Here is a 17,737-nt window from a genome sequence, read left to right on the forward strand (position 1 = left end):
CTTCAATACTATCATTATAGCAAAAATACGATTTTCCACGAGCTGGAAAATCCTTAAAGATGGGCAATTAAAAGTGAAAAGTTACTGTTGGAAAACAACAAAAAACAGCCCGGAGCATAGTCCGGACTGTTATAATTAGTTTTTTTAAAATTACTTTTTAGTTACGTTAGCAGCTTGTGGTCCACGAGCTCCTTCAACTACTTCGAAAGAGACTTCTTGACCTTCTTCTAAAGTTTTGAAACCTTCTGTTTGGATTGCGGAATAATGAACGAATACGTCGTTTCCGTCTTCTGCTTCGATGAATCCGAAACCTTTTTCTGAATTAAACCATTTAACTTTACCGTTTTTCATGTGAAAAAATCCTCCTATTGGCTTACATATAAGCCATGTGTAAATTCACCAAATTACAACGTGATAGCTTTACCTTCATTTCCTTATCCAAACATCGGTTAAAACTTTGAACAAGCTTATTATATAAATCTAATCTCGTGCAACGGCTGAGTAAAATTTATCATTTTTCAGCCTAAAAGTCAATGAATGAACGGTTGACAAAGACCTACATAAATCTACATTTTTCAATAAAAACGAGTAGGAATTTAGGGAGTATCAAGTCCTCAAAAGGACAGTTTCCCAGTCCCTTTTGTCACATTTTGTAGAAAAGTATTATCCAATAAAAAGGCAGTATTTATGAATCTGCCTTTTTAGGTATTATTTTTCCACTTTGCGTATTTGGCGTTACAACGATATGTCTATCAATTTTTCCAAAACGGCATTTTAGCCCTTTAATGATGTCCTTCACAAGTAATTCCATACCGATATACGTTAACGATGGGAAATCAGCAAATAGCTTTTTAACCTCCCATTTAAGTTCATTCTTACCGCAAATGCTGTGCCGATTGATTTGCTCTACCTCTTCCTTAATAGTTGCCATTTTTATCTTTTGTTCCTCTTGCGGTAAAAGTGCCAGCTCATCCAACCGTTGCAAGAATTCCACTGATTTTTTAATTTTAGCAGCTACTTCATCATGAACTTCCTTACTAACGATGTTATGTTTGTATTTAAACTCATTTAATTGTAGTGCTGAATCGTAGGTGGCTCTAACAATATCCTCCCTAGTCATTTTATTTGTTTCATAGCTCAGCATATTTTTCCAAGATGGCTGTTTCATTGCCGCACGGAAATCTTCAAGCTTATGGCAGAATTTTTTATAGCCATATTTTTCTGGATTTTCAAAGGCTGGACTTCCAGGATCAAGAAATGGCGAAAGTGGTGCAACAAAATACGAAATCCGCATATCTTCACCACAATCTTTGTGAATAATTTCACAAAAATCAACATTTCTCATCGCACTGTTATAATCTTGATTAGGTATTCCCGTCATAAAGAATAAATCAATCTTCGCGCAGTTATGTTTTAGAGCATATTGGAGCATTTCAATTACCTTAGCATTTGTACATGGAAGTTTTCCATTATATTTACGAATATCTTCGTCGGCCGATTCGAGCGTAAGCTCAATACTATATTTAGGTATAGCATTGTTGAGCCGCTTAAAAAATTCCTCATCTGCGTAATTGAACAATTCGAAAACGATTTCGTTCTTTAAGTCCATTTTTTCTAATCCACTAAAGAATTCATTAACGTACTCTTGTCCGCCCTGCCTGATATCATTTAAAAGAAATATCGGAGCTCTGGTAAATCGTTGAATTAACGCGATATCCTCAAGCATTTTCTTTGGTGACCGCATTACCAACTTTTTCCGATTACAATTTAGCTCATAGGCATCCTTAGATCCTCCACAAATCAAACAATTATACGTACAACCTTTAGATGTCAAGATGGCCGTGTTCGGGTAGTGTAGCCACCCTTTGTAAGGTAAAGGATCTAATAGATTAAAATACTTAAAGACGGACCGAATGATATAACGATAGCCCGGTAAATTAAATTCATCCAGACTGTCAGGTATATAGGTCATCTCATTAAAATGGTAGGTATCTCCACGTTTCCAAGTTAGATTTGGAATATCAAAAAAACCGTCATTAGATTTATTTTCTAGCTTATTCAGAAGCATTAAGATGAGCTTTTCTGTTGTATCACCACGGATAACGAAATCGATACAAGGATATTCAATCAATTCCTTATGAAAATAAGTACTAGATAGTCCGCCGAACATTACTGGTGTATCGGGGTGATATTTCTTAATAATTTTTGCAAGTTCCACGCTACCATGTGCATGTGGGAGCCAATGGAGATCAATTCCAAACGCCTTTGTTTTAATTCTTCTGATTTTCTTTTCTACGTCAAAATTAGGATTTAATAGCATACGATTGGCAATATTAATAATCTTCACTTTTAATCCATATCGTTCTAGATAATCGCCGATGCTTGTTAATCCAATTGGGTACATTTCAAACACAGGTGAAGAAGGAACCACATCGCTAATGGGACCAGTAAACAACATCTCTTTCCGAAAATCATAAACCGTCGGGGGGTGCAACAATACCAAATCATACATATTCATTCACCATCCTAAAATACAATATCAAGTAACTCAACTATAATAGTAACCTATGTTTTAAGTAATTACTGGTTGAAATATTACAAAATAACGATAATTTCCAAAATGTTACAATAACCTCCTTTACAACATAAATATAGAAAAAACCGAAGAATTTATTCCTTCGGCATGGCTGGTTCCTCTTCATCCTCTTTAAACTTATCCAATATGGTTATTGTATCAACGAGATGATTGTTAAAAATTTGCTTTGCTACTGCTAGTAATTCAATAATCATCGGGTCCTTTAGTGTGTAAATGACCTTATTTCCTTCTTTCGTGCCTGAAACAATATTCTTCGCTCTTAAAATGGTTAATTGCTGTGATACAGCGGAACCTTCACTTCCAACAAGGGTTTGAATTTCGTTTACATTCTTGTCCCCTTCTGCAAGTAGTTCTAAAATACGGATTCTTAATGGATGTGCTAATGCTTTAAAAAACTCTGCTTTAAATCGTTGCATTTCCAAATTCAATTCATCATCACCTTTCTACTCTTAGAAAGTAGCTGTAAGCTTTTTCCTGCTACCTTCCACACTTTCCACAACTGATAGGTTTTTGCATTCTCTAAAGGCAAAATGTTTACACCCGAGGCATTTATTTTTATTTATTTGAGTTAGAGCATATTGAATGGCCTCTCCTGTGTGATCAAAAAAATGTTCCTCACCAATGATTTCAAGTAGGCCTGTCTTTTTCAAAACATTTTCCGGCTGAGAATTTAGACCCGATATTATCACTATACCATTTTTCGAAAAATGGTGAACAATCCTCGATAAATTCGCTTCACCTGTTGTATCAATAAAAGGAACTCTTCCCATTCTTAACAAGAGAATTTTTGGCCGATAATTAATGGTCTTCATGATTGTTTCTTCAAATGTAAGGGCCGCTCCAAAAAACAATGGGCCTTCCACATTAAAAATACTGATTTGCGGGCAGTCGTGTGTATCCGTAACCATCTCTATTTCAATCTTTTCGTGTTTAGTTTGCGGATTTGGCAGCGCTTTTTTAGTAACCAATACATCACTCATTCTCTTCGCAAACAGAATCGTAGACATGACAAGGCCTACTTCGACTGCAATAGTCAAATTGACAAAAACGGTTAATAAAAACGTGACCACAAGTACAAGCGAATCGGTTGATTTTGTTTTTAAAATATGGGCGAATACCTTTCTTTCACTCATGTTCCATGCAACAACCATTAAGATAGGTGCCATACTTGCTAATGGAATATACGAAGCATAAGGAGCAAAAAACAGCAGAATGAGTAATACAACTACCCCGTGAATGATTCCGGAAACAGGCGAAATAGCTCCATTTTTAATATTGGTTGCCGTACGGGCTATGGCACCGGTCGCAGGGATTCCTCCAAATAATGGGGTAATCATATTTGCAATCCCCTGACCGACTAACTCTTTGTTGCTGTTATGTTTACTATTTGTCATCCCATCTGCTACGACCGCCGAAAGAAGGGATTCTATACCACCAAGCATGGCAATAACAAATGCAGGCTTTAATAGTTTAATAAGTATCTCCATATTTATGGTCGGGATATGAATTTTCGGCAATGTACTTGGGATATCTCCATAGGCAGTACCGATTGTTGCTACTTGACTAGGGAAAAACACAGTTGCAATCAAGGTCGATACAATTAACCCTATCAGGGGGCCAGGAATCTTCGGAGCTATCTTTGGGGTGATTATAACGGTTCCCAAGCAAATAGCTGCCGTTAAAACACTAAAAATACTGGTTGAGTTAAGGTGAATAAAGATTTCTTGAATATTTCTAATAAATTCCTCATGCTTCTTTATTCCCTCTAAACCTAAGAAACTAGCTAATTGCCCGGTAAAAATCGTGACGGCAATTCCAGTGGTAAACCCAATTGTTACAGGTCTTGGTATATATTTAATCAATGATCCAAGTTTAAATATCCCCATCAATAGGAGAATAACCCCAGCCATAAATCCTGCAATGAGAAGATTTTCATAACCGTACGTCATCACAATACCAAACAAAATCGGAATAAAAGCTCCGGTTGGACCGCCAATCTGGTACTTTGATCCCCCGCATAGGGAGATGAGAATCCCGGCAACAATGGTCGTATAGATTCCATACTCAGGCTTCACCCCTGAAGCAATTGCGAACGCCATACCAAGCGGAATCGCGATGACCCCGACAATCAACCCTGCAAGGAGATCCTTTGGCAAGCTACTTAAGGAATAATGATGGAATCTTTTGTCAGTAAACATATTCATCCTTCTTATCTTTTTATTTTTGGCCGATAGGAAAGTAGAACTTTCCTATCAGGCATAAGTGCAACTACGCCTCTGTCTTCGCCTAACGGCTTGCCAATCGACGAGTTTTCTTTATATATCTGATTATTTGAATATATAGTAATAGCATTAAATAATCAAGACTTTTGTAAAAAAAAATCGCTTGTTCTTCCACGAAAATAATGTTATAATAATTGAGCGATGAGCTGAGTTGTGTAAGCCGAGGAACATTCCTAATGGAGCACACTATGTGGAGTGTGGTTCTTCGCCTCAATACGCAAAGGACGTCTGTTTTTACAGACGTCCTTTTTTATTTTAAATTAGCACTATTTTCATAAATTTTTTATAATGAATATAGGAATAAAATTTTTAACAAACGGAGGTATGGCTATGAATAACCATGAAATCGATTATCATATTTACGGCGATGACATGCAGTTCGTTGAAGTAGAGCTTGACCCGCAGGAATCGGTTGTAGCTGAGGCAGGAAGCTTTATGATGATGGAAGATGAAATACATATGGAGACTATTTTTGGTGATGGAAGCGGCACAGGAAGCGGGATAATGGGCAAATTGTTTAGTGCTGGCAAACGGGTTCTTACCGGTGAAAGCTTGTTCATGACTACCTTTACAAATACCGGAATGGGGAAAAAACACGTTTCGTTTGCATCCCCCTACCCTGGAAAAATTATTCCAATGGATTTAAGACAGTATGGTGGTAAAATTATTTGTCAAAAGGACGCTTTCCTTGCGGCAGCAAAAGGAGTCTCAATAGGAATTGAGTTCCAGCGTAAACTGGGTGTGGGCTTCTTTGGTGGTGAAGGATTTATTATGCAGAAGCTTGAAGGCGACGGTATGTGCTTTATTCATGCTGGAGGCACCATTATTAGAAAAGAACTCCTGCCTGGCCAATCCTTGCGGGTGGATACTGGATGCTTAGTAGCGATGACCAGCAATGTTCAATATGATATCGAATTTGTAAAAGGAGTAAAAACAGCGTTATTCGGTGGCGAAGGAATGTTCTTTGCCACGCTGCGTGGACCAGGATCGGTTTGGGTTCAATCTCTACCATTCAGTAGGCTTGCCAGCCGGGTATTTGCAGCTGCTCCTTCTCGCGGAGGATCAAAAGATGAAGGCAGCATGGCAAAAGGGATTTTTGATATGTTTAGCGGTGACTGATAATAAGTCCCTCATCAATACAAAAAAACAGGATCATCAAATCCTGTCAGGCTGTCGAAAAACCTTCGACAGCCTTTATTTTTTTGAACAGCCCCTTCCCTAAAAATATATGAAGTTTATCAATTTACTAAATCAAATTTTCCCTTGGATGGTATTTTCACAGGAAGGGCAACTTCTTTTCTATTCCGTTTCATTTTCATCGTCTGAATCCCTAAGATATTGTCCTCTAATTCTTTTTTTATCATATTGACAATCACAATAACCAAGAAGAAACCAAAAACAGGAGCGAAGACAATCCAAGGTGACAGGACAAACTCTGTAAAATTTTGGCCAATCAATCCGGCCCATTCATTAGATAAGGATGCCGGCTTTGGTCGATTTTCTGCATCATCATAACCAATAATCCCAGCCCGATTGAGTCCACCAAGAAAAAGTCCAAAAATACTTAACTGCATCGTAATCTGCAACGTACTTATAATCTGCTGAACGGTAAATAGAATACCATAAGAACGCATGTACGGCAGTAATTGTCTTCTTGCAATATGTAATTTTCCCGCTCCCAATAAGTATGAACTTTGGACAAACGAGGTTTTTAATAATTCATCCGTTATATCTGATGCAAAAAGCGTTACCGAAGGAAAACCGATAAATACTAAAATAATAAGTTGGTAAGTAACGATAGAGCTGATGGCAACATCGTTAGGAGCCCTGACAATTGGTACCATCAAAATAAACGCAATTAAAATGGACGGTATATACCGCATCGTTAAAAAAAAGTCTTTAAAATAACTTTTTAAAAATGGAGCCCAAAGTGATAAAAACATTCCAAATATTCCGCCCAAAAGAACCCTTAGGACAGCAACACCAAATGCAGTTATTAACGTAAATTTCGCACCATATAGTAAAAGCCAGTGCACGTCCTCACCATTACGGGTTGTTCCTAGCCAATGTTTTTCAGAAGGTGGAAACGGAGCCCTGTCAATTATTTTTCCATGTTCATCTTTAACTAAAACCTGTTGGTTAAAATCATTAGGTCCGTAATATGGATATAAACAACTCATTAATAAAAGGATTAGAAGCAAGATAGAACCAATGACTGTCTTTTTATAATTTCTCATAAACCAACGACCTCCTTTCCTTTAATCTGCTTTGAAATCAACCATCCTACTGCTTCAATCATCAACAGTGGAATAGATAACATCAATAAACAGGCTATTAGCGAAGCAAAATCCCCTCCGTGAAAAATAACCTTTTCAAATTGCTGGGTAAACCCGTTAATGTTAAACATAAATTCTACCAGATAAATATTTGATAATAATACCCATATGATGGTTCTTAACTGTAAAACTAAAAGTGGAAAAATATTGCGGATGATATGTACAAGTAATGTTCTTAATCGACCCATTCCTTTGGCTTTTACGTAGAGAACATATGGCTGATTTTGTTCCTCAATAATGACCCTAATGAGAAACTGTAATAATAAAAATAGCGGCAGGAAGGAGACTGTTACAATTGGAACAAAATAAGGTTTTACACCAAATAACCCGTAAAGCCGTAAAAACTTTAAACCCGTTGTTTTATAAAGTGTAATGACAAAAAACTGAAAAAGGAAAATTATCAGTAAATCCGGGACTGCTTCGAATAAATTGACGCCGCTTTTTAATCGATTACTAACTTTTTTCGGAGCAATCAAAATCAAAATAGCCATGACCATGGCAACAAGAATAATAACTGCTAAGCTGCCAAGGAGTATCGTCATAGTGTACTTATAACTTCCTGATATATCCAGTTCCTTAAAAAAGCTCAAGTACATAGCGTCCTTTATCTGTAGTAAATATTGAAAATCTGCCTTTACATTCTCCCAAAACATGTTGAAATTTACTTCCACTGAATCTTTTCCAATTCCTAATAATAAAGGAAGATTAAAAATAAAGAGAAAACCGGTTAAGATTAAAGCAAGTCTAATAATTGCACGTAACAACCACTTCATTTTTCCACCTCAAAAACTTTAATATCTATAGCTTAAGACCTTGCCCTTATTTTCATTGTAACAGATGTTTTTGCAATATTCTCTATTCTATTAGACGAATTGGGATAAGTAATGTTTCAAAAGAACTAAAAAAGCATGCACATTTTATGCATGCCTGGTTCTGCCTATTCTAATTCTAGCTTTTTAAGTTCTGTTAATACTTGCTCTCTTTTTAGATTATACGATTGCCACGGAGAGCTCTTTATCATGGCCTCATTTTTTCGCTCTTGTAAAATGGTTCGTAAATCCGGTATATTCTGATCTATTTTATTAAGTTCAATTAATCCAAGAACTCCAGTAGAAGATAAGCTATTGAGATAGTGAACATCAACTTTTCCACTCGTTTGATAGCGGTTTATATTTTCTTTCACAACGATTTTATCCAAATCGACCACTGTAATCGTTGTGTAATATATTAGAGAAGTAATAAAATAGAAGTGAAATAATGATAGCTTCTCCACCCAAATTTTCACCAATGTATAGGTGAAAATGACGGCCAGGAATATCATAAACGAATGGACAAGCACCCTGATGAATGAAAACCCATAAACCTCCTCATAAAGGTGTAACCTTAAAAAGGCAGAGCTTAACATTACCGAACTGGCTAATACTAGGATGGTTAACATGGTCTGAGTCATTCGCTTCATAACACTTGTGGTATGATTAACAAAGGTTAGGATAACAACGGTTATCGACAAATTAATAAGTGTTACAAACAATAGCTCAAAAAAACCTTTTCTAGCGTATTCTGCATAGGTATAGTCACCCTGTAATGTACCGCCAAAGAAATATTTAAATTGGACGAGTGTAAATAAAACATAAACCGTATTGATCACAATTAAAACTGTTAGTGTGATAATCGAATCGAGATGGACCACTTGAGTATCCGCTTGTTGCATCATCACTTTTATTTGTTTTTTGACAAGCACTTGCATGAATCCGAAGAAGGCAGCGGTGTAGATGAGAATAGTGATTAATCGGATGATCCCTTCTGCATCCAAAATGCGGAACCAATCTGGAATGCCGCCAATCATTCGTTCAAACTGAGTATCTGCCGAGATTAGCAATTTTAATACAATCAACAAAACTGGAACGGAAATCAACATCCCAATCAATATTTTTTTCCAGATTAATAATTTGTCCTCATCCACGCCTTGCTTCAAACCTTTTCCAAATAGTGCTGCAAAAGCTGCATTATACTTAATCGCTTCTAAAAGCCTTGAAAATAAATAGATAACAAAGACTGGTTTCGCCCATTGAAATTTTTTCGGACTGGTAACTAATACAAGATGAAAAATAATTAATCCTGGAATCACCATGATATTAAGAGCATAAAAAAGTATGTTATCGTTTAACAAATAACTGGTTGCTAGAAGCCATATACAACAAATGACAAGGTAGCCAAAGCGTTGATGTGAAAATGGGAAACGACGGTAACGCCACAAAAACACCGTATAAAATGCCATGACAAACACAATATAGGAAATCCCGATTTGTCCACGGAAAAACGCTTCTTCTGCTAGAATCCCAAGCAGCAGACAGAAGAATAAAAAGAGCCAATCCGCTTTACTAATTTTCATTTCCATTATTTCATCCCTCATTTGTGTAGATTTTCTATATATATAGTTTTACTAGGTATATAAGCAAAAAAAACTGCTCATATCGAGGCCTTCCTCCCCCAACGGTAGCCAATCCAGCTTACTGGGTAAAGGATGATGGTAAAAATGATACAAGCTATAATAAACGTTTTTGTTAATAATGGGGCGAACCAAGAATGCGGTATGATTTGAAAAACCGTTAGGAACATTAACATTAAATTTGGTATGAGTGAGAGTAAAAACGTCTTTCTAAGAAGCGTTCGTCCACCATGCCCGAAGCCTTTGCCAATTTCATAACCGAGTAATGCCCAAAAGAACATATACAAAAAGGCAATTAAGGTAGGGATTGCCGTTAAGTGATTCCAAATGACTGTCAACCATTCCCATTGAAAAAGATTGTGAGCGAGTGTTAAAAGACTGCCTCCCCCGAAAAAGAGGATATTTAACAGAATAAACATCCATTTCATATTACTCGGTGTAACAGTTAGCTCTGCTCTCCACAATTCAGCAATCTCTTCGGGTCTGCCAAGCCGTAAGACAATCCTTTCGCCAACCTCTTCCTCGTTCGTACTATTAAAAGATTCCAACAGAATTTCTTCAATATGTGACTCATACTCGAGAAGGATATTTTCTTTATCTGGATGGTTTCCTAGCCCGTTTGCAAGCTCGCTAAGAAACCTATTCTTCGGCCGTTCCATGCTTTGTTCTCCCTATAACTTTGTTCATTACTTTAACAAAGTCCTGCCATTCACGAGTTTTTTCACCCAAAAGTTCTTTCCCTGCTTTTGTAATTTGGTAATATTTTCGCGCTGGACCTTTTTCCTGCTCCTGCCAATAGCATTCAATGTACTCTTGCTTTTCAAGCTTGTGAAGTGCTGGATACAAAGTTCCTTCCTTTACACTCAAGCCATTATCACTCCGTTGCTCTAATTCTTTGACTAATTCATAGCCGTACATATCTCGCTCGTGTAATAATTGAAGCAAAATTAAGGACGTACTGCCCTTTACCAATTCACGGTTAAACATGATTATCACCTACCTAGAAATATTAGGTACATAGAAATTCTACATTTTTTATTTGACTTTGTAAAGAGGTTAAGGATTTTTTTTTACAAATTATAAGTAGTGACGATTTTGCAATCGCCACTACTAATTTAATTGCCTATTTCATATTTTTTCGATTATTTTTATGTTCAAGTTCAATATATTGATCCCTTTCCCCACCATCAGATAATTCTTCGGAAAATTCTTGTTTTGCCTCATCCCCTACTAACTCTCCTGCCTTGATTGTTTTTGGCGCTAAATTATTATTTGGTGCGGCCTGCTCATTCCATTTTCCCATTAAAATCACCTCTTCCACAATAGTTTTCCCTAACAATAAAATATTCTCCACTTCATAACAAAAAAACTCATACAACTTAAATGGAAAGAGTGTAGTAACTTTATTTAGCACTCACAAACAAGAGCAATTTTTCATATAATTTATTATCACTAAATAACTTCAGTAGATAAAAAGTGGAATTGTCCATTCCGATAGTTTTCCTAAATTCAAGAAAAACATAAGTATAATAATTCCATTTTTTCTTCATACTAAGGAAAAAAGATGAGGTGAAGAAAATGGGACTACTCAACTCATTTAATCAATGGAAAGAGACGCGCTATCAAAATCATGTCTCCAATATGAAAGACCAAGGCAAATGTCCTGATTGTCAGGGTCGAGGTTATACCGTTTACCCCTATAATGAATTTGCCTACTTTAATTCCTTTGAATGTTCAGGATGTCAGGGCAGCGGTCATTATACAGATTGGGAAGAAATAAGATAATCTCGAGAGGATGCAAACATAATTTCAAAAAATAAAAAAACCCTTCAATAAACCATCTAATCAGTGGTTCATGAAGGGATATTTTGATTTTAATAATGAAACCCTCTCCAGCTCAATTATTAACTACGCTTCTTTATAAGACCCTGGTAGGCCTTGGCTGTCCTTACCTCTACAGTAAGTGACCCTTTTCTGACAATTGCTTTTAATAAAATTGGTACACCTGAAGTATTTTTGAATCTAAAATCAAAACCTCCATAGGAAACCGTTGCATCTCTTCCTGTAGGAACATAGCCAACATGCAAAGAATGGTGATGCTTTTCTAAATAACTTACAGCTAATTTATCAACCGCATTAAACAATGTTGAAGATGTCTGGCAAATACCCCCGCCAATGCCCTCAACCAATTTTCCTTCAACCACTTCCTGTGCCTTTTGATACCCGTGCGCGGTATCACTCGGTCCTACTGTCGTATTAAACGAGAAGGCATCCTGGTTTCCAATAATAATATTATTGATTGCTTGTGCTGATAACTCAATATTTTTAGATCTTCCAACGACACTGCTATTAAAATGGGTAGTATAGGAAGCGATAACGACTTCGCCCAAATTTGCTGCCTCCTCAAGTTTATAACCACTTGCAGTGACATAAAGCGGTATTTCTACACTTCCGCCCTTATCTGAAGCCTTAAGAATTTTTTCAACTAACTCTGATTCATCCAGGATGGTTTGCGGTGTTCCTTTAATAACCTGACCATTTGCATCCAACTTATCAAGAATCATCCTCTTGTCATAACCAAGGGTTTCATTAGTCCCTTTGGCTAGTTCCTTTGCCCATTTTCCTATTTCCGCTTTATATTTTTCATTATCGATCCCAAATCCAATCTCCTTTGGAGTAAAGGTTTTAATCATATTTTTCGTATTTGGATCGATGATATTTACTATTACCGGCTTTTCTTCTTCTTTCTTCTTGGCTTCCTCCTTTTCCTTTTTCTTTTGTAGTTCCGTGGCCTTGACAGGATTTTCTTTCGTCGTTTGCTCGGCGCATCCAGTTAATCCTATTAAACTTCCTACTAATAATAGTGAAATTACCCATGTAAACTTAACCATTTTCCCCCAACTTTTCCTTTTTATCGTGAATCTTATAACATCCTTATATTTTTTAGACGCGTTCGGCTAGACATTAGTTTCAGTGTTTTACCTATTCTATTCCATTTTAATTTCCATTTTCCTGCTAAAAATAAAAACTAGTTCTTTTGCTTTATTTTATCTCAATGGAAAAATAAAAAATGATGGTTTTCGGATAAAATAAACTGGAAAATCTTAAATCTCCCTTCACAAGAGAAGAATAAATACTCTGATTACGTAAATAGTATAGTTAAGTTTGTTAAAATTTTTGGGGGTGTCCAAAATGTCTGTATATGTATATCAGACGTTTGTGATTAAGCAAAATAAATTCAAAGAGGGAATTGAAAATTTAAAAGAGATTAAAAAATTTCGAAATGAAAATTATGATCACAAGGTAGAATTATTAGCACCAGTTTCTGGGGGAGATCATACGTATGCACTTCTTTCTACTTATGAAGGATTAGCAGAAATGGAATTACAAAATAAAAGGATGTTCGATGATGAAGAATACTTAAAACTCATTGGTGAGTTTTTTCTCGAAAATATTGCTGAAGGAAGTATGTATACCCAAATTTACCGCAACATTTAAGAAAAGAAATAAAGTAGCGAATTTATAGAACATACCAAGGATTGGTTTGACCAATAATTCTTTTTCCTACATTCCTTTTTCCACACCTTACTCAAGGCCAATCGCAGTGATTGTTCTACCATTAAGCTATTTTTCCCTATATTCTATATGATAACTAGGAAAGCATTTAAAATATCGCATTTTGATAAACAAAAATTCGATATTCTTTTCATACTAGGTACACCTTTCCTTTACTTCCTTGATTAGACGTTGAAAGATTAATGAAGAAAACAGTTCTATACAATTGTTAGTTTTAAAGAGCCGCCTACTAGCGGCCCTTTCTCTATTGAGATGTTCTTTTTTTTAAAAGTTGCGTTTAATCTCTATCCAAGAGAGCCGCACCGGCAATACCTGGTTTAGTCATTTCATAAATATTCAAAATAAGATCTAACTCATCCTCACTTAGAACATCATACTTCAAGCATAATTCACGAACGGACTTTCCAGTTAAAGTTGCCTCTCTTGCAATGCGTGCCGCCACTTCATAGCCTAGATGAGGATTGACGGCAGTAATAATGCCAACACTTTTTTCTACATATTCTTTTAGTCGACCTTCATTTGCTTCAATACCAGAAAGACAGTAATCAGTAAAAGAACGGAATCCATTGTTCATAATGCTAATTGACTGAAGCAAGTTAAAGACTAACACTGGCTCCATGACGTTTAATTCCAATTGTCCTGCTTCAGAAGCAAGGCAAATGGTATGATCGTTCCCAATGACCTGGAAGGCAATTTGATTAATAAGTTCCGGCATGACTGGGTTTACTTTCCCCGGCATAATGGACGAACCAGGCTGACGAGCCGGAAGAGTAATCTCAGAAAGCCCAGCACGAGGGCCCGATGCCATCAACCGTAGGTCATTTGCTATTTTCGACATGTTCATCATACAAACTTTTAAAGCAGCAGAAACCTCGGTATAAGCATCGGTGTTTTGAGTTGCATCCACAAGATGTTCAGCATTCACCAATGGAAGCTCACTAATTTCCGCCAAGTGTTTGACGACATCTTTAATATATTTGGGATCCGCATTTAATCCGGTTCCAACCGCAGTGGCTCCCATATTTACTTCGAATAAATGACCTTTAGAATGTTGAATTCTCATCATATCCCGTTCAACAACACGGCTATATGCCTCAAATTCTTGGCCAAGGCGAATCGGGACAGCATCCTGCAGATGGGTACGCCCCATTTTAATGACATTCTCAAACTGCTTTGCCTTCGCTTTAAAAACCTTATGCATTGCTTTCATGGTCTCAAGCAATTTTTCAAGGAGCCTAAGTGTGGCAATATGTATCGCTGTAGGAAATACATCATTTGTCGATTGTGACATATTCACATGACTATTAGGACTTAAATGCATATATGCGCCTTTGTCATGTCCAAGCAATTCAAGGGCGCGATTAGCAATTACTTCATTTGCATTCATATTCATTGATGTCCCTGCCCCGCCTTGGATGGGATCAACGATGAATTGATCATGCCATTTACCTTCGATAATTTCATCTGCTGCTTGACTTACAACATTGCCAAGACCGCTATACAAACTCTTCGTATTCATATTGGCGATAGCAGCGGCTTTTTTAACCATTGCCAGTGCCTTAATTAATTCTTCATGAATGCGATAACCTGTAATCGGGAAATTTTCAACTGCCCTTAAGGTTTGTATTCCATAATAGGCATCAGCTGGAATCTCTTTTTTACCTAAAAAATCTTGTTCCACTCGTTTTGCGTCCATTACCATCTTTCTCCCATCCTTAGTAGCAAAGATTATTTCAATCTTCTATTAATAATGATTTTCTTCCCACAAAAATAATAACAGCTTATTTATATCCTGTCTCTCATTTACACTGTTATTTCATTAAAAATAAAAAAATTATTCCAAACCAGTGATGACCATTTTGATAAATAGAAATTATTTTCAATAAACCCAGGATTTACACTTAATTAAATATAAGAAAAAAATGCAAACTAGAATAAAACATTGGTGTCAGGCACCGTCAAATGTCTTTTCTTCCCATTGAGTAAATGATATGATATTGTCCGAGATTACTATATTACAAGGATGGATAAAATGAAAAAGCTCATTAATTTAGTTCTCATTTCTACTTTTTTACTTTCTGGTTGTAGTTTATTGGAAGCAAATGCTAAGTCGAACAAGGACGTAACGACAATCAAACATGAAGTAGTCGCTAAGGAACCTGATCAAAGTGAATCGCCGGAAGTTAACGATAACACTATATTCGATCCCAAAGGAACCATTTCATTTAGCCCACTCACTTATCAATCCACGAAGGTAACCATTACTACCATAGATAGAACGGAAAATGTGTCAGCAATAAATTACCATATATGGCGCACAGCTGATGGACAAGAAAGTATGAAGATTTTCTTGTCTAATCAAAAAGAAAATAATTATTCATTTATGTTCGATACGAAGGAGTTTTTGGACAAGCGTGGAGAATTTCAGGTAGAGGCATATGGAAAACTTGAAGATGGTAGAGAAGAACTGCTGGCTAAATCTGCTGTAACATTCCAACAACATGTACCAATCCTTATGTATCATGCCATTGATGAATATAAAGGTGAGGGCTTAAAGGACCTATTTGTTACGCCTGCCAATTTCGAGTTACAAATGAGGTATTTAAAGGATAAGGGTTATACACTTCTTACATTTGAACGTTGGGATGAAGTTAATAAAGTGAATAAACCTATACTTGTCACTTTCGATGATGGTATGAAAAACAACCTAAATGCATTTCGAATTCTTCAGGAATTGAAAGATGACCGGTTTCAACCAGCTGCAACAGAATATGTCATTGCTGGCTATATTGACAGTGGTTCCTACCGGCTGTCAACTGAGGATATAAAAGAAATGGTCAATTCCGGGATTTTTTCTATACAATCCCATACAATGTCGCATGCAGATTTGCCCAAAATAACTAATTATGAAGAAGAACTAAATGCTTCAAAGGAAAAAATTGAGCAAATTACCGGTAAGCCAGTTATTGCCATTGCCTATCCTTTTGGTCATTTCAATGACAAGGTCGTCGAGGAAACGAAAAAATACTATAAATTTGCAACCACCACCAAGCCAGGGCAGTTTATTGAAAAAGGCGAGTCCGATGAATTGCTACTTATGCACCGTGTGCGGATATCTAACTCCACTACAATTAATCAATTTGCTGCATTAGTCGAGTCAAGATAAGAACTATAGGATAACTTCATAATAGAAATAAAAGGTGTCGCAATAAAATCGTTAAAACGACTTATTGTGACACCTTTTTTCGAAAACTAGATTTTCACTCTTTTATTGCTATACAACGCAAGTCCCAAAGCTGTTAAATTACATAATACAACAACAGAAAGATAATAAAAAAGACACGTATAGATTAACTGAACAAATTTAAAGCCATATTATTAATGGCGGACTTAGACTAAATGAGAAATTAAGGTCAAATGAAAGTTTGATTGAATTTTTTCAAAAGTTGTCCAAATACTTTCCGTTCTTCATCGGGCCAATCCTTAAGCATTTCTGTTATTTTTTCCAATCGTGCCTGTTTAAACTCGTTTAATACCATTGTTCCCAGTTCAGTTATTTGTAAGGTGTAGGCCCTGCCATCCAGTGGATCGGGAATTCTGTACAAAAAACCCTTTTGCTCCAAAGCAGCTGCTTGCCTACTGATGGTTGAAATATCCAACTTGAATTCCCCTGCTAAAACTTTTACACCTGCAGCACCTTTAGAGACTATGTGACGGAGTAAAAGATAAGCAGAGCGATCAAGATTACCAATTTTTCGATTTGATGAAATCGAGGTTGAGCGGCGAATGAGAATGGATAATTCGAGTTCAATCATTTCCAGAGACTCTTCAAACATGTCTTAACTACCTCACAGTAATACGTATTTTCTAGTGCCTATAATATCACAATTACCAACTTTTACAAACACTTGAAATGATAAGCCTATTGACTAAGAAGAAAATAGTTGTATAATACAATCATATACTTTCATTATACAACCATTTTTTCAAAAACACAAAAGGAGACGAATGATGCAAGCACATGAGATTATGATAAGCCATGTTCACAAAGTAATGGAGAGTGATAATGTAAGATCCGTTATTGAAAAATTTATTGAATACCGAATCAGCGGTCTTCCCGTTGTTAACGACAGAAACGAAATCGTTGCTTTTGTAAGTGATGGAGATATCATGCGCTATATTGGCAGGCATGAAGATCGAATTGTAGATAGTTTCTACTATACCTTCGTCATAAAAGGGGATCAAGAAGAGTTTGAGGAACGAGAACAGCGTCTGTTGAATTTAAATGTTATGGAGATTGCAAAAAAGAAGATCTTTAAAGTTTCCTGGGATGAAGAAATAGAGAACATTGCGGCAATATTAGGGAAAAAACAAATCAAAAAAGTTCCGGTTGAACGGAATGGTGTATTGGTTGGAATCATTAGCCGCGGTGATGTAATTAGGAATTCCTTTAAAGCGTTATTGTAAAAACCAGTTTTTAAAGGACACGGAACTAAGG

At 36.4% G+C, this 17,737-nt stretch carries 18 protein-coding genes; 5 read left to right on the top strand and 13 right to left on the bottom strand.

Annotated features, from left to right (window positions below):
• Nucleotides 1-150 precede the first annotated feature (150 nt).
• From RTR43_RS05080 to RTR43_RS05095, 4 genes are all read right to left on the bottom strand, one after another.
• Nucleotides 151-351, bottom strand: a complete 201-nt coding sequence (locus tag RTR43_RS05080; RefSeq protein WP_007083969.1) for a cold-shock protein — start codon at nucleotides 349-351, stop codon at nucleotides 151-153.
• Between the two features lie 334 nt (nucleotides 352-685).
• Complete coding sequence (locus RTR43_RS05085) at nucleotides 686-2,518, bottom strand: TIGR04190 family B12-binding domain/radical SAM domain protein (protein ID WP_312470150.1); 1,833 nt, start codon at nucleotides 2,516-2,518, stop codon at nucleotides 686-688.
• Nucleotides 2,519-2,670: 152 nt separating this feature from the next.
• Nucleotides 2,671-3,024 (bottom strand): ArsR/SmtB family transcription factor, encoded by a 354-nt coding sequence (locus RTR43_RS05090; RefSeq protein WP_312470152.1) that lies wholly within the window; start codon nucleotides 3,022-3,024, stop codon nucleotides 2,671-2,673.
• Between the two features lie 21 nt (nucleotides 3,025-3,045).
• Nucleotides 3,046-4,794, bottom strand: a complete 1,749-nt coding sequence (locus tag RTR43_RS05095) for a SulP family inorganic anion transporter (protein WP_312470154.1) — start codon at nucleotides 4,792-4,794, stop codon at nucleotides 3,046-3,048.
• Between the two features lie 414 nt (nucleotides 4,795-5,208).
• On the opposite strand from RTR43_RS05095, the gene RTR43_RS05100 reads away from it, so the two are divergent.
• Nucleotides 5,209-5,997: a TIGR00266 family protein gene (locus RTR43_RS05100; protein ID WP_312470155.1), complete on the top strand. Its 789-nt coding sequence runs from the start codon at nucleotides 5,209-5,211 to the stop codon at nucleotides 5,995-5,997.
• A 119-nt stretch (nucleotides 5,998-6,116) separates the two neighbouring features.
• On the opposite strand, the gene RTR43_RS05105 is transcribed toward RTR43_RS05100, so the two are convergent.
• From RTR43_RS05105 to RTR43_RS05130, 6 genes are all read right to left on the bottom strand, one after another.
• Complete coding sequence (locus tag RTR43_RS05105) at nucleotides 6,117-7,115, bottom strand: ABC transporter permease subunit (protein WP_312470156.1); 999 nt, start codon at nucleotides 7,113-7,115, stop codon at nucleotides 6,117-6,119.
• Nucleotides 7,112-7,987, bottom strand: a complete 876-nt coding sequence (locus tag RTR43_RS05110; RefSeq protein WP_312470157.1) for an ABC transporter permease subunit — start codon at nucleotides 7,985-7,987, stop codon at nucleotides 7,112-7,114. The genes RTR43_RS05105 and RTR43_RS05110 overlap by 4 nt, the downstream gene beginning before the upstream one ends.
• Before the next feature lie 164 nt (nucleotides 7,988-8,151).
• Nucleotides 8,152-9,612 (bottom strand): DUF4153 domain-containing protein, encoded by a 1,461-nt coding sequence (locus RTR43_RS05115; protein ID WP_312470158.1) that lies wholly within the window; start codon nucleotides 9,610-9,612, stop codon nucleotides 8,152-8,154.
• Between the two features lie 71 nt (nucleotides 9,613-9,683).
• Nucleotides 9,684-10,322 carry an HAAS signaling domain-containing protein gene (locus tag RTR43_RS05120; RefSeq protein ID WP_312470159.1) on the bottom strand — a complete coding sequence of 213 codons (639 nt, stop codon included), beginning with the start codon at nucleotides 10,320-10,322 and terminating at the stop codon, nucleotides 9,684-9,686.
• Nucleotides 10,303-10,650, bottom strand: coding sequence for a PadR family transcriptional regulator (locus tag RTR43_RS05125; RefSeq protein WP_312470160.1), 348 nt, complete (start codon nucleotides 10,648-10,650; stop codon nucleotides 10,303-10,305). Before RTR43_RS05125 ends, RTR43_RS05120 begins: the two co-directional genes overlap by 20 nt.
• A gap of 136 nt (nucleotides 10,651-10,786) precedes the next feature.
• Nucleotides 10,787-10,966, bottom strand: a complete 180-nt coding sequence (locus RTR43_RS05130) for a hypothetical protein (protein WP_248733435.1) — start codon at nucleotides 10,964-10,966, stop codon at nucleotides 10,787-10,789.
• Between the two features lie 275 nt (nucleotides 10,967-11,241).
• Here RTR43_RS05130 and RTR43_RS05135 point away from each other — a divergent pair, with 275 nt between their 5' ends.
• A complete protein-coding gene (locus RTR43_RS05135) occupies nucleotides 11,242-11,448 on the top strand; it encodes a methionine aminopeptidase (protein ID WP_312470162.1) in 207 nt (68 codons plus the stop codon).
• Between the two features lie 119 nt (nucleotides 11,449-11,567).
• Here the strand turns inward: RTR43_RS05135 and RTR43_RS05140 are convergent, their stop codons facing one another.
• Nucleotides 11,568-12,554: a VanW family protein gene (locus RTR43_RS05140; RefSeq protein ID WP_312470163.1), complete on the bottom strand. Its 987-nt coding sequence runs from the start codon at nucleotides 12,552-12,554 to the stop codon at nucleotides 11,568-11,570.
• Between the two features lie 301 nt (nucleotides 12,555-12,855).
• On the opposite strand from RTR43_RS05140, the gene RTR43_RS05145 reads away from it, so the two are divergent.
• Nucleotides 12,856-13,161: a hypothetical protein gene (locus RTR43_RS05145; RefSeq protein WP_312470165.1), complete on the top strand. Its 306-nt coding sequence runs from the start codon at nucleotides 12,856-12,858 to the stop codon at nucleotides 13,159-13,161.
• A gap of 355 nt (nucleotides 13,162-13,516) precedes the next feature.
• Here the strand turns inward: RTR43_RS05145 and aspA are convergent, their stop codons facing one another.
• Nucleotides 13,517-14,935, bottom strand: coding sequence for an aspartate ammonia-lyase (gene aspA, locus RTR43_RS05150; protein ID WP_312470166.1), 1,419 nt, complete (start codon nucleotides 14,933-14,935; stop codon nucleotides 13,517-13,519).
• A 336-nt stretch (nucleotides 14,936-15,271) separates the two neighbouring features.
• Here aspA and RTR43_RS05155 point away from each other — a divergent pair, with 336 nt between their 5' ends.
• Nucleotides 15,272-16,405 carry a polysaccharide deacetylase family protein gene (locus tag RTR43_RS05155; protein ID WP_312470168.1) on the top strand — a complete coding sequence of 378 codons (1,134 nt, stop codon included), beginning with the start codon at nucleotides 15,272-15,274 and terminating at the stop codon, nucleotides 16,403-16,405.
• Between the two features lie 247 nt (nucleotides 16,406-16,652).
• Here RTR43_RS05155 and RTR43_RS05160 read toward each other — a convergent pair whose 3' ends face one another.
• Nucleotides 16,653-17,075 carry a MarR family winged helix-turn-helix transcriptional regulator gene (locus tag RTR43_RS05160; protein ID WP_312470170.1) on the bottom strand — a complete coding sequence of 141 codons (423 nt, stop codon included), beginning with the start codon at nucleotides 17,073-17,075 and terminating at the stop codon, nucleotides 16,653-16,655.
• 175 nt (nucleotides 17,076-17,250) lie between these two features.
• Here RTR43_RS05160 and RTR43_RS05165 point away from each other — a divergent pair, with 175 nt between their 5' ends.
• The gene (locus tag RTR43_RS05165; protein ID WP_312470261.1) at nucleotides 17,251-17,706 is read left to right on the top strand and encodes a CBS domain-containing protein; all 456 of its coding nucleotides are present in this window, start codon (nucleotides 17,251-17,253) and stop codon (nucleotides 17,704-17,706) included.
• Nucleotides 17,707-17,737 lie beyond the last annotated feature (31 nt).

Source organism: Neobacillus sp. (assembly GCF_031988165.1).
Lineage (GTDB): Bacteria > Bacillota > Bacilli > Bacillales > Cytobacillaceae > Neobacillus > Neobacillus rhizosphaerae.

Excerpts from the sequence above, each read along its gene's own strand:
- RTR43_RS05155 (WP_312470168.1), top strand. The coding sequence starts at position 15,272 with ATGAAAAAGCTCATTAATTTAGTTCTCATTTCTACTTTTTTACTTTCT.
- RTR43_RS05145 (WP_312470165.1), top strand. The coding sequence starts at position 12,856 with ATGTCTGTATATGTATATCAGACGTTTGTGATTAAGCAAAATAAATTC.
- RTR43_RS05105 (WP_312470156.1), bottom strand. The coding sequence starts at position 7,115 with ATGAGAAATTATAAAAAGACAGTCATTGGTTCTATCTTGCTTCTAATC.
- RTR43_RS05120 (WP_312470159.1), bottom strand. The coding sequence starts at position 10,322 with ATGGAACGGCCGAAGAATAGGTTTCTTAGCGAGCTTGCAAACGGGCTA.
- RTR43_RS05115 (WP_312470158.1), bottom strand. The coding sequence starts at position 9,612 with ATGGAAATGAAAATTAGTAAAGCGGATTGGCTCTTTTTATTCTTCTGT.
- aspA (WP_312470166.1), bottom strand. The coding sequence starts at position 14,935 with ATGGACGCAAAACGAGTGGAACAAGATTTTTTAGGTAAAAAAGAGATT.
- RTR43_RS05095 (WP_312470154.1), bottom strand. The coding sequence starts at position 4,794 with ATGTTTACTGACAAAAGATTCCATCATTATTCCTTAAGTAGCTTGCCA.
- RTR43_RS05130 (WP_248733435.1), bottom strand. The coding sequence starts at position 10,966 with ATGGGAAAATGGAATGAGCAGGCCGCACCAAATAATAATTTAGCGCCA.
- RTR43_RS05085 (WP_312470150.1), bottom strand. The coding sequence starts at position 2,518 with ATGAATATGTATGATTTGGTATTGTTGCACCCCCCGACGGTTTATGAT.
- RTR43_RS05100 (WP_312470155.1), top strand. The coding sequence starts at position 5,209 with ATGAATAACCATGAAATCGATTATCATATTTACGGCGATGACATGCAG.
- RTR43_RS05135 (WP_312470162.1), top strand. The coding sequence starts at position 11,242 with ATGGGACTACTCAACTCATTTAATCAATGGAAAGAGACGCGCTATCAA.
- RTR43_RS05110 (WP_312470157.1), bottom strand. The coding sequence starts at position 7,987 with ATGAAGTGGTTGTTACGTGCAATTATTAGACTTGCTTTAATCTTAACC.
- RTR43_RS05125 (WP_312470160.1), bottom strand. The coding sequence starts at position 10,650 with ATGTTTAACCGTGAATTGGTAAAGGGCAGTACGTCCTTAATTTTGCTT.
- RTR43_RS05140 (WP_312470163.1), bottom strand. The coding sequence starts at position 12,554 with ATGGTTAAGTTTACATGGGTAATTTCACTATTATTAGTAGGAAGTTTA.
- RTR43_RS05080 (WP_007083969.1), bottom strand. The coding sequence starts at position 351 with ATGAAAAACGGTAAAGTTAAATGGTTTAATTCAGAAAAAGGTTTCGGA.
- RTR43_RS05160 (WP_312470170.1), bottom strand. The coding sequence starts at position 17,075 with ATGTTTGAAGAGTCTCTGGAAATGATTGAACTCGAATTATCCATTCTC.
- RTR43_RS05165 (WP_312470261.1), top strand. The coding sequence starts at position 17,251 with ATGCAAGCACATGAGATTATGATAAGCCATGTTCACAAAGTAATGGAG.